Source organism: Intestinimonas massiliensis (ex Afouda et al. 2020) (assembly GCF_900626285.1).
GTDB lineage: Bacteria > Bacillota > Clostridia > Oscillospirales > Oscillospiraceae > Flavonifractor > Flavonifractor massiliensis_A.
This window is the reverse complement of sequence record NZ_LR131147.1, coordinates 2,455,325-2,471,856: the sequence shown is the minus strand read 5'-3', so window position 1 is coordinate 2,471,856 and position 16,532 is coordinate 2,455,325. Positions and strand designations below refer to the sequence as shown.

The window sequence follows — 16,532 nt, the reverse complement described above, 5'->3', positions numbered from 1 at the left end:
GTGTATGATAATCACGTCAGGAAGAATTGACAAACCAACCTCCTCTCTACTCTCTCTTTTACCTCTCTGTTCACACACAAAAAACAGCAGCGAGCCTGTCTTTTGACAGGCTCGCTGCTGTTTTTTCTGTTTTGTTGTACAAAACCATACAAGAAGCATCTCTGTTTCCTTCTTTCATAGAAAGGAGGAAACAGAGATGCTTACCATTATCGAAATCGCGGCCCGGGCAGACGGAGGTCACGGGCTTCAGAGCCAGAGCCATCGGACGGAGTGCTGGCTGGAAGGCTGGGTGGCGGTACCGCCTGAGCTGGAGGCAGCGGTATGGGGGTGCCGGGGCTATTGCCAGCTGGAGATCCAGGACGGGGTGCTGACCGGGGTGACGCCGGGAGAGCCGCCTGCGGCGCCGGAGCCCGAACCGGACACCGATCAGGTGCTCAATATGCTTCTGGGGGTGACGAACGATGAGTGACCGGCTACAGCGCGCCGAGCAGTTCCGCCGGGTCCTGCAGTTGTTAGCCGCCTCTCTGGGAGAGAAGCGGGCCATGGAGGTGCCCACCATTTTCCCGGCCTATCAGGTGGGGGTATCCTATACCGTTGGGGAATATGTGACCTACGGGACCAACGAGGTGGGCGACCCCCAGCTCTACAAGGTGGTACAGGCCCACACCAGCGCGGCGGAGTGGTCTCCCGTCTCCACTCCGGCCCTCTACAGCCCCTTGGGTCTGGACGACGGCGGCTATCCCATCTGGTCCCAGCCCAGCGGCGCCCACGACGCCTATAATAAGGGGGACATCGTCAATTACAACGGCACGTTATACAAATCTCTCATCGACGGGAACGTCTGGGCACCGGACGCATATCCTAGTGGATGGGAGGTGTATACTCATGCTGAACAGTCGTAATATCGACGATCTTCGCTCCGACGTGGCCGCCAACTGCCGGGTATGGCAGCAGCTGTGCAGGCAGGCCGGGCTGGCGGTGCTGGTGACCGGCACGGTACGGGACGACGAGTATCAGCTCTACTGCTACAACAACGGCACCAGCCAATCCAAGACGCCCAGCTTCCACGGCGTGAAGGCCGGACTGGCCTTTGACTTCTGTAAGAACGTGAAGGGCCACGAATTTGACGACCTGGCCTTCTTCCAGAAGGCGGCCGCCATCGCCAAGCAGATGGGCTTTGAGTGGGGCGGGGACTGGAAGTCCTTCCCCGACCGGCCTCACATCCAGTGGAGCGACGGCGGCAAGTACACCAGTGCCATGATCCGGGCGGGCAAATATCCGCCCCCCATGCCGCTGTATCAGGCGGCGGCGAAGCCAGAGCCGCCCAAGCAGGAGGCGAACCCTGAGGAGGAGGACGACATGACCATTTATCACCAGATCAAGGAGATGCCCGACTGGGCCCAGGCCAGCGTGAAGAAGGCGGTGGCCATCGGCGTAATCAACCAGTCGGCCGACGGACAGGTCAACATCTACGAGCCCAACCTGCAGACCATCGTGCTGCTGGACCGGCTGGGCCTGTTCGACAAGGAGGTGTAAGCCGGTGTTGGATCGGCTGAAAAATCTCATCGACGTAAAGAGCATCGTGACCATCATTCTGACCGGGGTCTTTTCCCTTCTGGCGGTCACGGGGAAGGTGCAGGCGGATCAGTTCCTGACGGTATTCACCGTTATCATCGCCTTTTATTTCGGCACCCAGGCTCAAAAAATCGCGGACAGCAAAGGGGAGTAGCCCATGGGAGAGCGGGAATGTTCCATGACCGGCGGGGCCTGCTCCACGGCGACGCGTGTGGAGGCGCTGGAGCGGCAGATGCAGACTGAAAAGTCGGAACGCTCCCGCGCCCATGAGAAGATCTACGACCGGCTGGGAGAGCTGGAGCGGGGGATGACGGCAGTCACCACCCAGTACAGCCAGATCATCTCCCAGCTGGCCTCCATGTCCGTCGACCTGAATACCCTGAAGGACAGGCCCTCCCGCCGGTGGGAGTCGGTGGTGGCCGCCCTGATCACCGGCGTGGTGGGGTATCTGCTGGCCCGGCTGGGTATGAACTGAATCCGAGAAAGCCCAAGGGGGGCCTGCCGCAGTTGCGGCAGGCCCCCCTTTTTTATTTCCCCGCCGCGATGCAGGCGGCCACGGTATTGAGCACCTCCTGGTGGGTCTGGTCGAAAATGTGGGTATACACCCGGCCGGTTATGGCGCAGTCCTTGTGGCCCAGGGTCTTGCCGATGTCCAGCAGAGGCACCCGGGCACTGTTGGCCACGCTGGCGAAGGTGTGGCGCAGGCCGTGGATGGTGATGGGCGGCAGGTGGTGATCCAGAATAAAGCTGTGGAAGGTGCTGGTAACACGATTTGGATCACTGGGTCCGCCGTCCGGTCGGACTACCACGTACCCGCTGTCAATCCAGTGGGGATCTGTTCTTTTGCGGGCAGCCTGGCGCTGAGCCTCCCGGCAGAGGATACATTCCAGATCCTCCAGTCCGGCAATGCCCAGCTTGCGGATGGAGTGGCTGGTCTTGGGCTGCTTCTGGACTACCGTGCCGCCGGCGGTTGTACGGACGGTGCAGATGTGGATTAGGTGCTGTTCCAAGTCCACATTCTCCCAGCGCAGGCCGCAGATCTCACTGCGGCGGAGGCCCAGGTAGCCTGCCAGCTTGACCACCAGCTCCAGCCTGTCGCCTTCCACCAGGGAAAACAGGGTGCTCAACTGCTCCGGCGTATAAAAGTACTGGCGGGGGCAGGCCAGGCGGGGCGGCTCCACCCGGTCTACCGGATTTTCCGGCAGGATGCCCTGGCGGAAGGCGGCCTTCAGGGCGGTGTGGAGCAGGATGTGGTGCTTGTGGACGGTATTGGTGCCCAGTTTCTTCTCCCGCAGCATCTCTCCGTAATAACGCTGGATATGGCGGGCCTCCAGGTCCTGGAGGGGAATCCGGCCCAGGGCAGGGATGATATGATTCCACGCAATGCCCCGGTAGCAGTAGTAGGTGGTGCCCTCCCGATTGGGGCGGATGACCTCCTCCAGCCAATAGTCCAGCCACTCCCCCACTGTCATCCGGACCGGCGGCCGCAGACGGTGCTGGAGCTTCCGCAGCTCAAACTCACACAGGGCCTCCCGTGCTTCGTCCGGGTTGGAAAACATCCTGGTACCCCGGATCCGGCGGCCGGCGCCGTCCCGCCCATAGTCGAAATAAGCATAGTATCGGCCCTTTTCCTCGTCAAAAGCCAGATTCTTTTCGATCCGCTTCCTCGCCATAATATCCTCCTTTTCTTTCTCTGCAGTGGATGGAAAACAGTACTATTCTGTCAGCACCCATTCTGCCCGTCAAGCACGCGGGCTGCCTTTATGGCTACCCGGAGGCCGCACAGCCCTTGGGCTGCAAAGATTTTCTCGTTTTTTGCATAAGAGGCCTCCTCTCCTGATGGACAAAATTTAAGAAGGAGGAATTTCCGATGAGAAACCTCAAGCGGGCGCTGAGCCTGGTTCTGGCCGCCATGATGCTGATCGGCATGATGGTCGTCTCCGCCGGCGCAGCTACCAAGGATTTCACCGACAAGGCTGAAATCAAGCACCCTGAGGCTGTCAATACCCTCGTCGCCCTGAACGTGATCAGCGGCAAGGAGGACGGCAGCTACTTTGATCCCAATGGCACCCTGACCCGTGCCGAGATGGCCAAGCTGATCACCTACGTGCTGAACGGCGGTGTGGAGCCTGTCCTGGGCACCAAGGTCACTCCTACTTATAAGGACATCAAGGGCCACTGGGCTGAGGCTTACATTGAGTACTGCACCAGCATGAACATCATTGTTGGCGACGGTACCGGCAAGTTCAATCCCGAGGGCACCCTGACCGCTTCTCAGTGCGCCAAGATGCTGCTGACTGCCATGAACTACAAGGACGACGTGTTCGGCTTTGTGGGCAACAGCTGGGAGATCAACGTCAACCGTGAGGCTAATGCCGCCGGCCTGTACAAGGAGCTGGGCAGTGTTTCTGCTTCCGCCCCCATCAGCCGCGACAACGCTGCTCAGATGGTTTACAACGCCATCCAGTCCAAGACCATGAAGCTGTCCTGGAGCCAGGACATGACCACTGGTCAGATCACCCAGAACTACACCCTGACCGGCAACTCCCTGTTCGTTGACAAGTTCGGCGGCCAGGTTTGGGTCGGCACTTTCGAGGGCAACAAGAGCACCGGCGCCGCCTCCACCGACGGTGAGATCAAGGTGACCGGCCGCCTGGAGACCGCTAACAGCGGCAGCACTGCTGCTTACTTCCCCTCCGACCTGGCTCTGTCCAACATCGGCGAGCAGGTCCGCGTCCTCTTCAAGGACGGCACCGGCGGCATCGCTGACCAGCCCGACAAGAAGGACACCATCTACGGCGTGTACAACACCGGTTCTACCCGCGTGCTGAACACCAACTGCGGCCTGATCGGCGATCAGAAGTCCTCTGACGCCAAGGTCGTTGTGGACGGCGCCAAGTACGACACCCTGAACACCGTGACTGTCGTGACCAACTACAACGTGTCTGCTGCCAGCACTCCTTCCGCCACTGACGGTAACGGCAGCACCAACAGCGCTCTGACCACCGCTCTGAAGGCTGCCAATGGCAACACCATCAAGTTCGTCTTTGATTCCGACGGCAAGATCGCTACCGCTTACGTTGTGACCTCCAAGCTGGCCACCGTGACCGCTGTCAACAGCGAGAAGGTCACCATGAACAACGGCGTGGGCACCATCAAGATCGCTGACAACGACGTTTACAGCGGCATCGCCAAGAACGACGTGGTCGTGATCACCACTTCCTACAAGACCAACGCCTATGACGACGGCGCTTACAGCGTCGTGGAGAAGGCTCAGGTCGTCTCCGGCACCGTGAACGGCTTCAAGGGCAACGAGACCGTGACCCTGGACGGCACCGTTTACAAGATCTACGGCAACGCTGCTCTGACCTTCACCAGCATCGGCGGCGAGACCGGTATCACCGCTTTCGGCACTAGCGACATCGGTGAGACCTTCAACCTGTACCTGGTGAACGGCTACGTGTACGGCGCTGTTCAGACCTCCGAGACCGCCAGCAACTACTCCCTGGTGCTGCAGGTCAACGGCGGCACCGCCGGCAACACCTTCAATCCTCTGAAGATCGAGGTCATGGCTGCTGACGGCACCAAGACCATCCTGACCGTGGACAAGGACAGCGTCGGCACTCTGAACGAGGGCGACATTGTCACCTGGACCGGCTCCGCTGACAAGGCTCTGGTGAAGATCGAGGCCGACTGGGCCACCGGTACCACCAGCACCTCCGCCTTCTACAGCAAGACCTCCAAGACCCTGGAGGGCACTGTGACCGACACCAACTGCGTGCTGTTCGTGCAGACCGCTGACGGCAAGAGCGTGGGTGCCACTGGTTCCGCTTACTCCGCCTACAGCATCCGCAGCCTGGGCAACATCACCACCACCGGCAAGAACTACAAGGCCGTGACCAAGGACGGTAAGGTTGTTGCCGCTATCATCGACCTGGCTGGCAAGCCCTCCGGCGCCACCTCCACTGCCATCTACGGCATGGTGACTGCCGACAACGGCACCATCAAGGTTGGCGACACCTACTACACCTCCTACACTCTGTGGACCACCGATGGTGAGAAGACCGTCAACGTGAAGACCGGCACTCTGACCAAGGGCAACATCTACAAGTATGAGCCCACCTCTGATAACAACTACGATAATGCCACCGCCTTTGGCGTTCACGGCGGCACCGCTGTTGCTATCAAGAACTACAACGAGGCCGACAAGCTGCTGACCTACTACACCACCAAGAGCGGCACCGCTCCCAACGCTGTTTGGTCCGGCGAGACCACCAAGGCTGTTGCTGACGACGTGGTCATCCTGTACGTGGACGCCGACGCTGATAAGGCTGGCGAGGAGATCGGTGTGAACGCCTATGACGACATCACCGACCTGAAGAACGCCATCGTGATCACCAAGGGCGCCACCGGCGATGATGCCAACATCATCTCCACCATCATCATCGAGACCTCCAACAAGGTCGACATCGGCTAATTGAAGCGCTCTCGACTGATCTAAGTAAAAAGCGGGCTCCCGGGACATCCCGGGAGCCTGCTTTTTACATTATTTGACTGCCAGGTAATAGTAAGTTCTATCGCTGCGGTTGATCCGGATATAGTCAAAATCTGAATAGTTGTAAACCGTAAAGCCGGTATCGTTGATTTGCAGGGCCGTTGTCTTGGCCACTTCCACCGGTTTGTCCCGCAAGGCGAGGCCGCCATAGACTTGTGAATATGTGCCGCCGCCAGTGCCTGCCAGACCGGTGTTTTCCAGTACCAGGACGGCCTGCGGATGAAAGCCCAGACTGATGGATTGGCTTTCCGCATCGTTGCCTGTATACGAGCCCGTCACAATCCCGCTTTTTTCTCCCAGTGCATCGTCTATCTTTTCAAGGTCCGTGTTGAAGTCTGTGCGTAAGAAGTCGTCCGTCGGCTCCCATTGGTGCAGCTGATAGTGCTGTGTATAGTTTGCCATGCTATAACCCCCTCTATACCTTTTGGAACCTCCGCTTTTGTTGCACGGCAAAAAGGCGGGGGCTTTTCCCATGCTCAGGCAAAAAGAAAAGGCCGAAAAAAGTCCCTTTGGAAGGGAAAATCGCCGGTCCCGGGCATGACAAATATCCCAGCGCAGCAGGCGTACACCTCAAAGGCCCTGCCGCGCAAGGGTAAAGGGAGGAATGTAATATGGCATCTTACACGGAACACTACGGGCTACATCAATGGGAGCCGAATGACAATTTCCTGCGCACAGATTTCAATAAGGATTTCAAGACGATTGACGGCGCGCTTGGGGAAAAAAGCGGGATCGTGGTAGGCGCATACTTGGGCAACAGTGCAGAGAGCCAGTCCATCAGCCTGGGCTTTCAGCCCAAGGCCGTTCTGGTGGTGGAGCGTTCCAGCATGATGGGTTTCGGCAATGATTCCACGCCCCAGGTGTATGGCGGTCTGGCCCTGTGGGATAAGCCGGTGCAGACCGACGCAGGTAGGGTCGCGCTGAAGCTGACCAGCACGGGGTTTACCGTATACAACTATTCTGATTACGATTATATCCGGATTAACCGCAGCAGCAGGACCTACTACTATCTGGGGATCCGTTAAACCGGCTCAGAATGCAAGAACAAGCCCCCGGACATTGTCCGGGGGCTTGCTGTTTGTTTACCTGCGTCTGTTCAGAACAGATCAGGCCTTCACATCAACCTCACCAGAGGTCTCGATCACAATGTGAGTGATCACACCGTCATCGTTGGTGATGATCAGGGCGTTGTACAGATCGGTGATATCATCATAGGTGTTGATGCCGATCTCGTCGCCGGCGGTGTTGTCCTTGCAGTTGACGTACAGGACAGTCAGGTTGTCGGCAACAGCCTTGGTCTCGGTCTTGGCGAAGGTGGCGTTGGGAGCCTCGCCGCTGCGGCCGGTCATGTAGGTCAGCAGCTTGTCGGTCTGGTCATAGCTCTTGATGGCAGCCTGCTCACCGCCGTGGGCCTTGAAGGCGTCAGCAGCGTAGGTGTTGTCGGCAGTGGGCTCATACTTGTAGATGGTGCCAACAGTCAGCTTGCCGCCGTTCTTCACGTTGACGGTCTTCTCGCCGTCGGTGGTCCACACGGTGTAGCTGGTGTACACGGTCTCGTCAATCTTGACGGTACCGTTGTCGGCGATCACCATGCCGTAGATGGCAGTGGAGGTGGCGCCGGAGGGAGTGCTGCCCAGATCGATGGAGGCGGCAACGACCTTGCCGTCCTTCACGATGATCTTGCAGTCCTTGCTGGTGGTGGTGATGTCGCCCAGGCTGCGGATGTTGTAGGCCTTGTACTCGGTGCCCACATTCACGAACAGGACGGCGTCGCCGGCAGTCACAACACCCTCAACAGTCTTGGAGGTCTTGTTGTAGAAGTCCTTGCTGCTGCTGGTGGGCATATCCTTGCCCAGGGCCTCAACCTTCACCAGAGCCTTGTCGGCGGTGCCGGTGTAGGTGACGATGTCGCCCTTCTTGGGATCGCTGGTGCTGTCCTTATCGACGGTAATGATGCTCTTGGTGCCGTCAGCGGCCAGAACCTGCAACTTCAGAGGATTGAAGGTGCTGCCCTTGCTGCCGGTGGCATCCAGAACCAGGGAATAGTTGCTGGCGGACTCGGAGGTCTGCACGGCGGCGCGGACATAGCCGTTCACCAGGTACAGAGTGAAGGTCTCGCCGAAGGAGCTGTCGCCGAACGCCTTGACGCCGGTCTCGCCGCCCACGTTCTCGATCATATCAGTGCCGTTGTAGATCTTGTAGACGGTGCCGTCCAGAGTCACGTTCTCCTGATTCTTGTAGCCGTTGACAGTGCCGGACACGGTCTCGGCCTTGGTGACAACGACATAAGCGTCGGCAGCGGTCTTGTTGTACAGCTTGCTGTAGACAACAACGTCGTTCTTGGCAATGCCGCTGTAAACGGCGTTGTCAGCGATCTTGATGGAGCCCAGGCCGCTGATGCTGACCTTCTCGCTGTTGACAGCGGTCACGGTGCCCAGCTCATAGGTCTGAACATAAGCCTTGGAAACCTTGCCATCCTCGTTCAGGATGAACTTCACGGTGTTGCCGTTAGCCCCGGACAGAGCGGAGAAAGCGGTCTTGGCCTCGGCGACGTCGCCGGTAGTGGCGGTCACGTTGGCAACAGCGCCGAAGTCGGTCACGACCAGGACCTGATCCTTGGCGGGAGTGGCCAGCTCGTACTCGGTGCCGTCGACCTTAATCTTGCCAGCGGTGGCGTAATCCTTAGCGGACTTGATGTCGTTGGAGGTGACCTTCAGCACGTCAGTGGTGCCGGCGTTGTAGACGCCATAGATGGTGTCGTTAGCGTCGGGCTTGCCGTCGGTGCCGCCGGTACCTTCCTTGTAGATGACCTTGAAGTCCTCGCCCACACCGGCGATGTCCAGAGTGTAGGGGAAGGTAGCAGTCTTGGCCTTGACCTGAGTGGTGTCATCGGTGGTCAGGTTGCCGGTAACCTGGATGTAGCCGTCCTTGATGGACAGGGTGTCGCTGTTGCCGTCGAAGCTGCCCACAAAGATCTGGCCGCCGAACTTGTCCTCAAACAGGGAGTTGCCGGTCAGGTTGTAAGTCTGAGTGATCTGGCCGGTGGTCATGTCCTGGCTCCAGGACAGCTTCATGGTCTTGGACTGGATGGCGTTGTAAACCATCTGAGCAGCGTTGTCGCGGGTGATGGGCTGGGAAGCAGCCACGCCGCCCAGGTTCTTGTACAGACCAGCAGCGTTAGCCTCGCGGTTGACGTTGATCTCCCAGCTGTTGCCGGTGAAGCCAAACACGTCATCCTTGTAGTTCATGGCAGTCAGCAGCATCTTGGCGCACTGAGAAGCGGTCAGGGTGCCCTCGGGATTGAACTTGCCGGTACCGTCGCCGACAATGATGTTCATGCTGGTGCAGTACTCAATGTAAGCTTCAGCCCAGTGGCCCTTGATGTCCTTGTAAGTAGGAGTGACCTTAGTGCCCAGGACAGGCTCGGTGCCGCCGTTCAGCACGTAGGTGACCAGCTTGGCCATCTCGGCACGGGTCAGGGTGCCATTGGGATCAAAGTAGCTGCCGTCCTCCTTGCCGCTGATCACGTTCAGGGCGACGAGGGTATTGACAGCCTCAGGGTGCTTGATTTCAGCCTTGTCGGTGAAATCCTTGGAAGCTGCGCCGGCGGAGACGACCATCATGCCGATCAGCATCATGGCAGCCAGAACCAGGCTCAGCGCCCGCTTGAGGTTTCTCATCGGAAATTCCTCCTTCTTAAATTTTGTCCATCAGGAGAGGAGGCCTCCCCTTCATGAACTTACATGCATAATATACACGACCACCCCCCAACCGTCAAGCGTTTCGGAGGCTTTGTAATGAAAGCGTAATATTAGCTCCTCCCTGTTTCCGAGCTTTTTCTTCCGTTTCCATATCGTGCGTTTTTACACATGGTTGACGTGGTTTTAGACGCTATTTATGGGATTTTGTTCCCTACTTTTTTTGCTTTTTTCAAAAAGTTGCACAGGTGCGTGCACTCAGCCGCTTATATATAAGGTAGCGCTTCCGGCACCGCCGGGCAAAACAAAAAGGACATCCTTTCGGATGTCCTTTTTTGGTGGAGACGACAGAACTCGAATCTGTGACCCCTTGCGTGTGAAGCAAGTGCTCTACCGGCTGAGCTACGCCTCCATATTGGTGACCCGTACGAGACTCGAACTCGTGTTACCGCCGTGAAAGGGCGGTGTCTTAACCACTTGACCAACGGGCCATGTTGCCCAAGCGGGCGGGAACCGCTTCCCTGAAATGGAGTCCCAAAAGACGGCGCGTGCCGTCTTTTGGGTCTGGTAGCGGCACCTGGATTTGAACCGGGGACACTGCGGGTATGAACCGCATGCTCTAGCCAACTGAGCTATGCCGCCGTTTCTTGCCCGGACGAACAGGGCAAGAGATAGTATACCCGATTCGTCCCCACTTGTCAACAAGTTTTTCAAATTTTTTTATGATTTAGAGGAATACTCCCTCCGGCCTCCGGCCCTTCGGGCCACCTCCCTCAGAGAGGGAGGCTCAGTCGATTTTATACCCAACGCCCCAAACGGTCTTGATAAAACGGGGGTTGCGGGAGGGCTCCCCCATCTTCTCCCGCAGGCGGCGGATGTGGACCATCACCGTGTTGTTCCGGTCCAGATATTTCTCCTTCCACACCGCCTCGAACAGCCGCTCGGCAGAGATCACCTGCCCCCGGTTCTCACACAGCATCCACAGGATATCGAACTCGATGGGGGTGAGATTCAGCTCCTTGTCATACAGCCAGCACTCGTGGGTGGCCCGGTTGATGACCAGGCCGTTGAAGTCAATGATGTCCCGGCTGTCTGGGGCCTTGTCCGCCTCGTTGTACCGGGTGTACCGCCGCAGCTGGGCCTTGACCCGGGCCATCAGCTCCAGGGGGTTGAAGGGCTTGGTAATATAATCATCCGCCCCGATGGTCAGGCCGGTAATCTTGTCGATGTCCTCCGCCTTGGCAGTCACCATGATGACGGGAAACCGGTGGTTCTTGCGGATCTCCCCGCAGAGGGTAAAGCCGCTGATGTCGGGCAGCATCACATCCAGGATGGCCAGATCCAGCCGTTCGCTGTCCACCACCGCAAGGGCCTGGGTGCCGGTGGCACACTTGAACACGGTACAGCCCTCGCTTTTCAGATAGACCTCCATCAGGTCCGCGATCTCCGGCTCGTCATCCACCACCAGAACATTGGCTTCCACGGGCTCTCCCTCCTTTTGCGCCGTATTTCATATTATTATAAGGAAGGAAACCGGGGCCGTCAAGCCGCCGGACCCATCGTAAGAAAATCATCACAACTTTTCCTCACAGGGGGGAGGTAGTGACTTTTTCGGGGAAAGATGATACAATGCCTGGTATGCAACCCAGGAGGCACTGTATGGATCGCTTTGACAAGCTGCTGGTTCAGGTGCTGGAGCAGGCCCGTTCTCTGGGCATTCCGGTATCCGACCGCATTGACCCCCATGTGAAGATCAACCGCCGGGCGGTGACCCGGTTCGGCTGCTGCATCCGCCAGAAGGACGGCAGCTTTACCATTGAGCTGACCCACCGGCTGCTGGAGGGGACCGACCGGGCCTGTCTTCAGACCCTGGCCCATGAGGTGCTTCACACCTGCTCCGCCTGCCGGAACCACGGCTCCCTGTGGCGGAGCTACGCCGGGCGGATGAACGCCGCCTTCGGCTACGCCATCTCCCGCACCGGCACCTGCGGAGAGCTGGGGGTGCCTGACACCAGACCGGTACGGCATCTGGTGGTCTGCACCCGCTGCGGTCAGGAATTCCCCCGGGCCAAGGCTTCCCCGTTGGTGCTCCACCCGGAGCGCTACCGCTGCAAATGCGGCGGGACGCTCATCTGCAAGTACTGATATTAAGGAGGGACCCTCCACGAAAAAGCGGAGTAAAAAGGCCCTGTTCAACCGCATCTTTTCCATTGTGGGCCTGACCATCGGGGGCGGCATCCTGGTGGGATTGATGGTCTATGTGAGCCGCACCATGGACCCCAGGGAGCTGCTGGCCCAGATCCGGCCCCTGTGGCTGGCGGCCGCCGCCCTGTGCGTTCCCTTCAGCGAGAGCGTGGACGCGCTGATCTTCTTCGGCATGGGCCGTTCCCTGGACTGTCCGGTGAATCTGCTGGGCTGCTTCGACGCGGCCTATATCGGGGAATTCTACTACAAACTGGGCCCCGCCGGGGCGCCGGTACAGCTCAAGCTGATGTACGACGCGGGGATGCCCGCTACCTACACCGCATCCATCTACACCTGGAAGGCGGTGGCCAACACCATGGTGTACACCTGCTACGCCGTGGCCGCCCTGTTCTACGAGCTGTTCTGGCGGCAGGAGAGCCTGGGCTCCGCCGTGGCGGGTGCGGGGGCCCTCATCGCCCTGTACCTGTTCCTGTGCGGACTGGCTCTGTTCACCGCCGTCCGGCCGGAGCCTATCCAGCGGCTCATCCGCCGCATCCTCACGTTCCTCTCCCGTCACTGGAAGGTGATGGCCAAGCCGGGCATGGTGGACAAGGGCATGGGCAAGGTGGATGAGTTCTGCCAGCAGCTGCGGACCCTGAAGGACAACCGCCGGATGCTTCTGGGGCTGTACTTCGGCATGTTCGTGGAGCTCACCGCCCTGTTCGCCGTCCCCTTTTTCCTCTACCGGGGTCTGGGCCTCACCGGCTGTTCCTTCTGGGAGATGGTGATGGTCCAGTGCCTGGTGATGGTGCTCTCCCGGGTCATCATGCTGCCCGGCAACGCCGGCGGCGCGGAGGGCAGTTTCTTCCTGTTCATGGGTCCCATCTTCGGCCAGCACCTGGCGGTGGGGATGGTGCTGTGGCGGTTCGCCACCTTCCTGGAAGTCATGCTGCTGGGTGGGCTGTGGTCGGTGGGCCGGTTTGCCAAGCGCTCTGCCGCCCGGCACCACATGCAAGGAGGAGAGGCCTGTGAATGAGAAATACACCCGGCTGAAGCTGAAAATGCTGCTGTGGGTCATCGTGGGCACCCTCATTGTCGGAGCCGTAGGACTGTTCCTGCTGGAAGTGGTGGTGGACGGCGTGCTCCAGGACCCCATTTACAAAATCTTCGTGTGGGGGGCCCAGACCCTGTTCGGCCAGTCGTCGGAGGCCGCCGACCAGCTCTACCAGCAGTATATCCGCAGCAACAAGCAGGATGTGCTGACCATCGGCATGATGGTCCTGATGCTCATCGCCTTCTATATCGCCATGGGCCGGTTCACCCGCTGGCTGGACGAGATCCGCGCCGCCACTCAGCAGCTGCTGTCCGCCGGCACGGAGCCGGTGGCCCTGTCCCGGGAGCTGAAGCCTATCCAGGAGGATCTGAACGCCATCCGGCAGCAGCTCTCCGCCCGGGAGGCCGCCGCCAAGGAGACCGAACAGCGAAAGGGGGACCTGGTGGCCTTCCTGGCCCACGATCTGAAAACACCCCTTACCTCGGTGGTGGGCTATCTCACCCTGCTGCACGACGACCCGGGTCTGACGGCGGAGCAGCGGGCCAAATTTACCGGCATTGCCCTGGACAAGGCCCGGCGGCTGGAGGAGCTGCTGGCGGAGTTCTTCGACATCTCCCGGATGGACCTGGACAGCGGTACGGGCGAAAAGGGCCCCATCCAGCTGTCCATGCTGCTGGAGCAGCTGGCTGACGAGTTCTATCCCCTGTTCGCCGAAAAGGACCTGACCTGCGTCCCCCAGATCCAGCCCCACCTGGTGGTGCTGGGAGACCCGGACAAGCTGGCCCGGGTATTCGACAACGTGCTGCGCAATGCGGTAAGCTACTCCACCCCCGGCGGGCAGGTGGACATTGAGGCCGCCGCCCAGGGTCGGTACGCCGAGATCACCATCCGCAACCAGGGCCTGGAGATCCCCGAGGGGGAGCTGTCCAACATCTTTGATAAATTCTACCGGCTGGACGCCGCCCGTTCCTCCCGCACCGGCGGGGCGGGCCTGGGCCTGGCCATCGCCAAGGAGATCGTGGAGCTCCACGGGGGCACCATCCGGTGCGAGAGCAACGGATCCCTGACCAGCTTTATCATTTCCCTGCCGTTACACAAGGAGGCCCGCCATGTGCTGCGCCGAAACCGCGCTGGACTTTCTGAATCGAAATAAGCTGCTCTATCTGGACATGCTGGAGCCCATCCGCCGGGGCTCGGCGGAGCTGCTGTACGCCGCCGGCGACGGGGTGCTGCTGTACGACCGGCTGGCGGAGGTGTACATGCTGGGAGCGGACACCCGCGGGGCTCTGGATCGGATGCTCCCCCTGATGGAGGGCTGCACCATCCTCACCGGCCACCAGCTGTGGTATAAGGAGGAGCTGGCCGCCCGGTTCGGGCTGAAAACGGAACAGATCTGCTATCAGTCCGCCTGGATGGAGGCTCAGCCCCCTGCGCCTCTCCCCTTCGGCGGGGAACTGCGGCTGCTGGACCGCTCCTGGGCCCGGTGGGTATACGACCACTACAGTCACGCCTTCGGCGGCGTGGAATACATGGAAGGAGCCATGGACCGGGGGATGCTGGGGGCCTTTGTGGACGGACAACCCGCCGGGTTCGCCGGGTTCCACATCGAGGGAGCCATCGGCATGCTGGAGGTGCTGCCTTCCTACCGCCGCCGGGGGATCGGAGAGGCCCTGCTCCGGGGTGTGGTATCCCTGGCCCTGTCCCGGGGACAGTACGCCTACGGCCAGGTATTCACCGATAATTCCCCCTCCCTGGCCCTCCAGCGCAGGGCCGGGATGACGGTTTCGGAGGACATCCTGTTCTGGCTGTTCTGAAGGGGGGCGGCCTTGACTTTTCTTCCCTGTCCGATATAATAGTTCTGTTATTGCCCTCATTTTTTGTTGTTTTTTGGATTTTTGTCAGGAGGTTCTTTTATCATGCCGGAAATCTCAGCTGCCGCCAAGCCCACCGTGGTGCTGGTGGCCTTTTATAACAAAAAGGCCCTGGGTGTGCGCTATCTCCAGGCCGCTCTGGAACGGGCGGGCTATGCCGTGCGCACCGTCTTTTACAAGGACTTCAACTCCGTCCGGCCCAGCCCCACCACCCACAAGGAGCTGGAGCTCTTCCGCCAGGTGGTAGCGGAGACCAAGCCGGTGCTGGTGGGTCTGTCGGTGATGAGCTCCATGTATCTGGATACGGTGTATCAGGTGCTGGACGCCGCCCTTGCGGCCGGTCCCGCCCCGGTGGTTTGCGGCGGCGCCTTTGCCACCATGTTCCCCCAGCGGATGCTGGAGCGGGGCGCCAAGTTCGTCCTGCGGGCCGACGGCGAGGAGAACCTGTGCCGGCTGGCCAACGCCCTGCGCAACGGCACCGACTACACCGACATCCCCTCCCTGTGCTGGCTGGAGGGGGCGGAGCCCCACTGCAATGAGATCGGCGGCCTGGTAAATGAGGTGGACCGGTGCGGCCTGCCGGTGGTGGATAGCACCGGCGCCTGCTACATCGAGCACGACACCCTGGTGGAGGGGGACCCCCAGCTGTCCACCCGCAGCTATGAGGTCATCGCCTCCCGGGGCTGCCCCTTCACCTGCTCCTACTGCTGCTGCGTCAACCTGCGCCGCCTGCTGCCCAAGGGCATCCACGGGGTGCGCACCCGCTCGGTGAAGAGCGTCATCGACGAGCTGGTGGAGGCCAAGAAGAAGTGCAGGAAGCTGGTGTTCATCCACTTCTACGACGAGATCTTCCCCAACCTGCCCGGCTGGGTGGACGAGTTCGTGAAGGAGTACGGCAAGAAGATCCACATGCCCTTTACCATCTGGTCCCACCCCAAAATGGTGGATCTGGAAACTCTGAAGAAGCTGAAGAGCGTGGGCCTCACCGAGGTCATCATGGGCATCCAGTCCGGCTCGGAGCGGGTGCGCCGGGACATTTTCCACCGGTATGAGACCCAGGAGGAGATCCTGAACGCCATCAAGGCCATCCGGGAGGCGGGGGTGTTCTGGGGCAGCTTCGACCTGATGCTCCAGCACCCCTTTGAGACCATCCAGGATCTGAAGGAATCCTACTACCTGGTGAAGCAGTTCCCCTCCCCCTACGAGCTGCAGCTCCACGGCCTCAACTTCCTGCCGGGCACCGACATCGTGGATATGGCCATCGACCAGGGCCTGTGCACCCCGGAGGAGATGGACCAGGTGATGTTCGCCCCCATGGAGGAGCAGTTCGGGGCCTACTGGAAGCAGGACGCCTCCCAGGAGAGCCAGGCCTGGTACCGGATGATCTACTGCTGGCAGTTCGAGAAGTTCCGCAAGAAGCTGGTTTCCTGGGAATCCGACCCGGTGGCCCACATGGCGGAGCTGAACGCCTGCTACGATCAGGCCCAGAAGATGGCCCGCACCCGCTACCTGTACAAGAAGGGGTATGTGGTGTGGCGCCGGATGGTCATGGGGCTCTATCCCACCAAGAAGTAAGACACAAAAAAGGACACGCC

General features: G+C 59.9%; 16 protein-coding genes and 3 tRNA genes. 12 read left to right on the top strand and 7 right to left on the bottom strand.

The features are described from left to right. Positions 1 to 196 precede the first annotated feature (196 nt). Genes E0E41_RS12255 through E0E41_RS12235 form a run of 5 tightly spaced genes read left to right on the top strand, consistent with a single transcriptional unit; the run spans position 197 to position 2,050 of the window. Entirely contained in the window at positions 197 to 469 is a 273-nt protein-coding gene (locus E0E41_RS12255) for a toxin-antitoxin system toxin subunit (protein ID WP_242623772.1), read from the top strand. Further along, positions 462 to 902, top strand: coding sequence for a carbohydrate-binding protein (locus E0E41_RS12250; RefSeq protein WP_130870156.1), 441 nt, complete (start codon positions 462 to 464; stop codon positions 900 to 902). Before E0E41_RS12255 ends, E0E41_RS12250 begins: the two co-directional genes overlap by 8 nt. Then, on the top strand, positions 886 to 1,536 hold the full coding sequence (locus tag E0E41_RS12245) for a M15 family metallopeptidase (RefSeq protein WP_130870155.1): 651 nt from the start codon (positions 886 to 888) through the stop codon (positions 1,534 to 1,536). The genes E0E41_RS12250 and E0E41_RS12245 overlap by 17 nt, the downstream gene beginning before the upstream one ends. A gap of 4 nt (positions 1,537 to 1,540) precedes the next feature. Beyond that, positions 1,541 to 1,729 (top strand): hypothetical protein, encoded by a 189-nt coding sequence (locus tag E0E41_RS12240; protein ID WP_130870154.1) that lies wholly within the window; start codon positions 1,541 to 1,543, stop codon positions 1,727 to 1,729. A gap of 3 nt (positions 1,730 to 1,732) precedes the next feature. Next, the gene (locus E0E41_RS12235) at positions 1,733 to 2,050 is read left to right on the top strand and encodes a hypothetical protein (protein WP_130870153.1); all 318 of its coding nucleotides are present in this window, start codon (positions 1,733 to 1,735) and stop codon (positions 2,048 to 2,050) included. A 52-nt stretch (positions 2,051 to 2,102) separates the two neighbouring features. On the opposite strand, the gene E0E41_RS12230 is transcribed toward E0E41_RS12235, so the two are convergent. Next, complete coding sequence (locus E0E41_RS12230; RefSeq protein ID WP_130870152.1) at positions 2,103 to 3,248, bottom strand: site-specific integrase; 1,146 nt, start codon at positions 3,246 to 3,248, stop codon at positions 2,103 to 2,105. A gap of 197 nt (positions 3,249 to 3,445) precedes the next feature. On the opposite strand from E0E41_RS12230, the gene E0E41_RS12225 reads away from it, so the two are divergent. Next, the gene (locus E0E41_RS12225) at positions 3,446 to 6,052 is read left to right on the top strand and encodes an S-layer homology domain-containing protein (protein ID WP_130870151.1); all 2,607 of its coding nucleotides are present in this window, start codon (positions 3,446 to 3,448) and stop codon (positions 6,050 to 6,052) included. 69 nt (positions 6,053 to 6,121) lie between these two features. Here E0E41_RS12225 and E0E41_RS12220 read toward each other — a convergent pair whose 3' ends face one another. Further along, complete coding sequence (locus tag E0E41_RS12220) at positions 6,122 to 6,532, bottom strand: hypothetical protein (protein ID WP_130870150.1); 411 nt, start codon at positions 6,530 to 6,532, stop codon at positions 6,122 to 6,124. 209 nt (positions 6,533 to 6,741) lie between these two features. On the opposite strand from E0E41_RS12220, the gene E0E41_RS12215 reads away from it, so the two are divergent. Beyond that, a complete protein-coding gene (locus tag E0E41_RS12215) occupies positions 6,742 to 7,155 on the top strand; it encodes a hypothetical protein (RefSeq protein ID WP_130870149.1) in 414 nt (137 codons plus the stop codon). A gap of 81 nt (positions 7,156 to 7,236) precedes the next feature. Here the strand turns inward: E0E41_RS12215 and E0E41_RS12210 are convergent, their stop codons facing one another. From E0E41_RS12210 to vanR, 5 genes are all read right to left on the bottom strand, one after another. Further along, positions 7,237 to 9,810: an S-layer homology domain-containing protein gene (locus tag E0E41_RS12210; protein WP_130870148.1), complete on the bottom strand. Its 2,574-nt coding sequence runs from the start codon at positions 9,808 to 9,810 to the stop codon at positions 7,237 to 7,239. A gap of 354 nt (positions 9,811 to 10,164) precedes the next feature. Then, positions 10,165 to 10,240 (bottom strand) — tRNA-Val (locus tag E0E41_RS12205). A 4-nt stretch (positions 10,241 to 10,244) separates the two neighbouring features. After that, positions 10,245 to 10,319 (bottom strand) — tRNA-Glu (locus tag E0E41_RS12200). A gap of 74 nt (positions 10,320 to 10,393) precedes the next feature. Continuing rightward, positions 10,394 to 10,470: transfer RNA gene (locus E0E41_RS12195), tRNA-Met, on the bottom strand. A gap of 145 nt (positions 10,471 to 10,615) precedes the next feature. After that, positions 10,616 to 11,311 (bottom strand): VanR-ABDEGLN family response regulator transcription factor, encoded by a 696-nt coding sequence (gene vanR / locus E0E41_RS12190; RefSeq protein ID WP_130870147.1) that lies wholly within the window; start codon positions 11,309 to 11,311, stop codon positions 10,616 to 10,618. A 176-nt stretch (positions 11,312 to 11,487) separates the two neighbouring features. Between vanR and E0E41_RS12185 the strand changes: the two genes are divergently transcribed. The 5 genes from E0E41_RS12185 to E0E41_RS12165 all read left to right on the top strand — a co-directional run bounded on the left by E0E41_RS12185 (position 11,488) and on the right by E0E41_RS12165 (position 16,512). Then, positions 11,488 to 11,973, top strand: coding sequence for a SprT-like domain-containing protein (locus E0E41_RS12185; RefSeq protein WP_130870146.1), 486 nt, complete (start codon positions 11,488 to 11,490; stop codon positions 11,971 to 11,973). 67 nt (positions 11,974 to 12,040) lie between these two features. Then, entirely contained in the window at positions 12,041 to 13,048 is a 1,008-nt protein-coding gene (locus E0E41_RS12180) for a lysylphosphatidylglycerol synthase transmembrane domain-containing protein (protein ID WP_242623771.1), read from the top strand. Further along, on the top strand, positions 13,041 to 14,219 hold the full coding sequence (locus E0E41_RS12175) for a sensor histidine kinase (RefSeq protein WP_242623770.1): 1,179 nt from the start codon (positions 13,041 to 13,043) through the stop codon (positions 14,217 to 14,219). Before E0E41_RS12180 ends, E0E41_RS12175 begins: the two co-directional genes overlap by 8 nt. Beyond that, on the top strand, positions 14,176 to 14,880 hold the full coding sequence (locus E0E41_RS12170; RefSeq protein ID WP_130870144.1) for a GNAT family N-acetyltransferase: 705 nt from the start codon (positions 14,176 to 14,178) through the stop codon (positions 14,878 to 14,880). The genes E0E41_RS12175 and E0E41_RS12170 overlap by 44 nt, the downstream gene beginning before the upstream one ends. Before the next feature lie 102 nt (positions 14,881 to 14,982). Next, on the top strand, positions 14,983 to 16,512 hold the full coding sequence (locus E0E41_RS12165) for a B12-binding domain-containing radical SAM protein (protein WP_130870143.1): 1,530 nt from the start codon (positions 14,983 to 14,985) through the stop codon (positions 16,510 to 16,512). Positions 16,513 to 16,532: the final 20 nt, after the last annotated feature.

What these genes read in the sequence shown, in the direction of transcription:
- E0E41_RS12210 (WP_130870148.1), bottom strand. Translation starts at nt 9,810, where the DNA reads ATGAGAAACCTCAAGCGGGCGCTGAGCCTGGTTCTGGCTGCCATGATG.
- E0E41_RS12255 (WP_242623772.1), top strand. Translation starts at nt 197, where the DNA reads ATGCTTACCATTATCGAAATCGCGGCCCGGGCAGACGGAGGTCACGGG.
- E0E41_RS12170 (WP_130870144.1), top strand. Translation starts at nt 14,176, where the DNA reads ATGTGCTGCGCCGAAACCGCGCTGGACTTTCTGAATCGAAATAAGCTG.
- E0E41_RS12245 (WP_130870155.1), top strand. Translation starts at nt 886, where the DNA reads ATGCTGAACAGTCGTAATATCGACGATCTTCGCTCCGACGTGGCCGCC.
- E0E41_RS12250 (WP_130870156.1), top strand. Translation starts at nt 462, where the DNA reads ATGAGTGACCGGCTACAGCGCGCCGAGCAGTTCCGCCGGGTCCTGCAG.
- E0E41_RS12220 (WP_130870150.1), bottom strand. Translation starts at nt 6,532, where the DNA reads ATGGCAAACTATACACAGCACTATCAGCTGCACCAATGGGAGCCGACG.
- E0E41_RS12225 (WP_130870151.1), top strand. Translation starts at nt 3,446, where the DNA reads ATGAGAAACCTCAAGCGGGCGCTGAGCCTGGTTCTGGCCGCCATGATG.
- E0E41_RS12165 (WP_130870143.1), top strand. Translation starts at nt 14,983, where the DNA reads ATGCCGGAAATCTCAGCTGCCGCCAAGCCCACCGTGGTGCTGGTGGCC.
- E0E41_RS12230 (WP_130870152.1), bottom strand. Translation starts at nt 3,248, where the DNA reads ATGGCGAGGAAGCGGATCGAAAAGAATCTGGCTTTTGACGAGGAAAAG.
- E0E41_RS12215 (WP_130870149.1), top strand. Translation starts at nt 6,742, where the DNA reads ATGGCATCTTACACGGAACACTACGGGCTACATCAATGGGAGCCGAAT.
- E0E41_RS12235 (WP_130870153.1), top strand. Translation starts at nt 1,733, where the DNA reads ATGGGAGAGCGGGAATGTTCCATGACCGGCGGGGCCTGCTCCACGGCG.
- E0E41_RS12185 (WP_130870146.1), top strand. Translation starts at nt 11,488, where the DNA reads ATGGATCGCTTTGACAAGCTGCTGGTTCAGGTGCTGGAGCAGGCCCGT.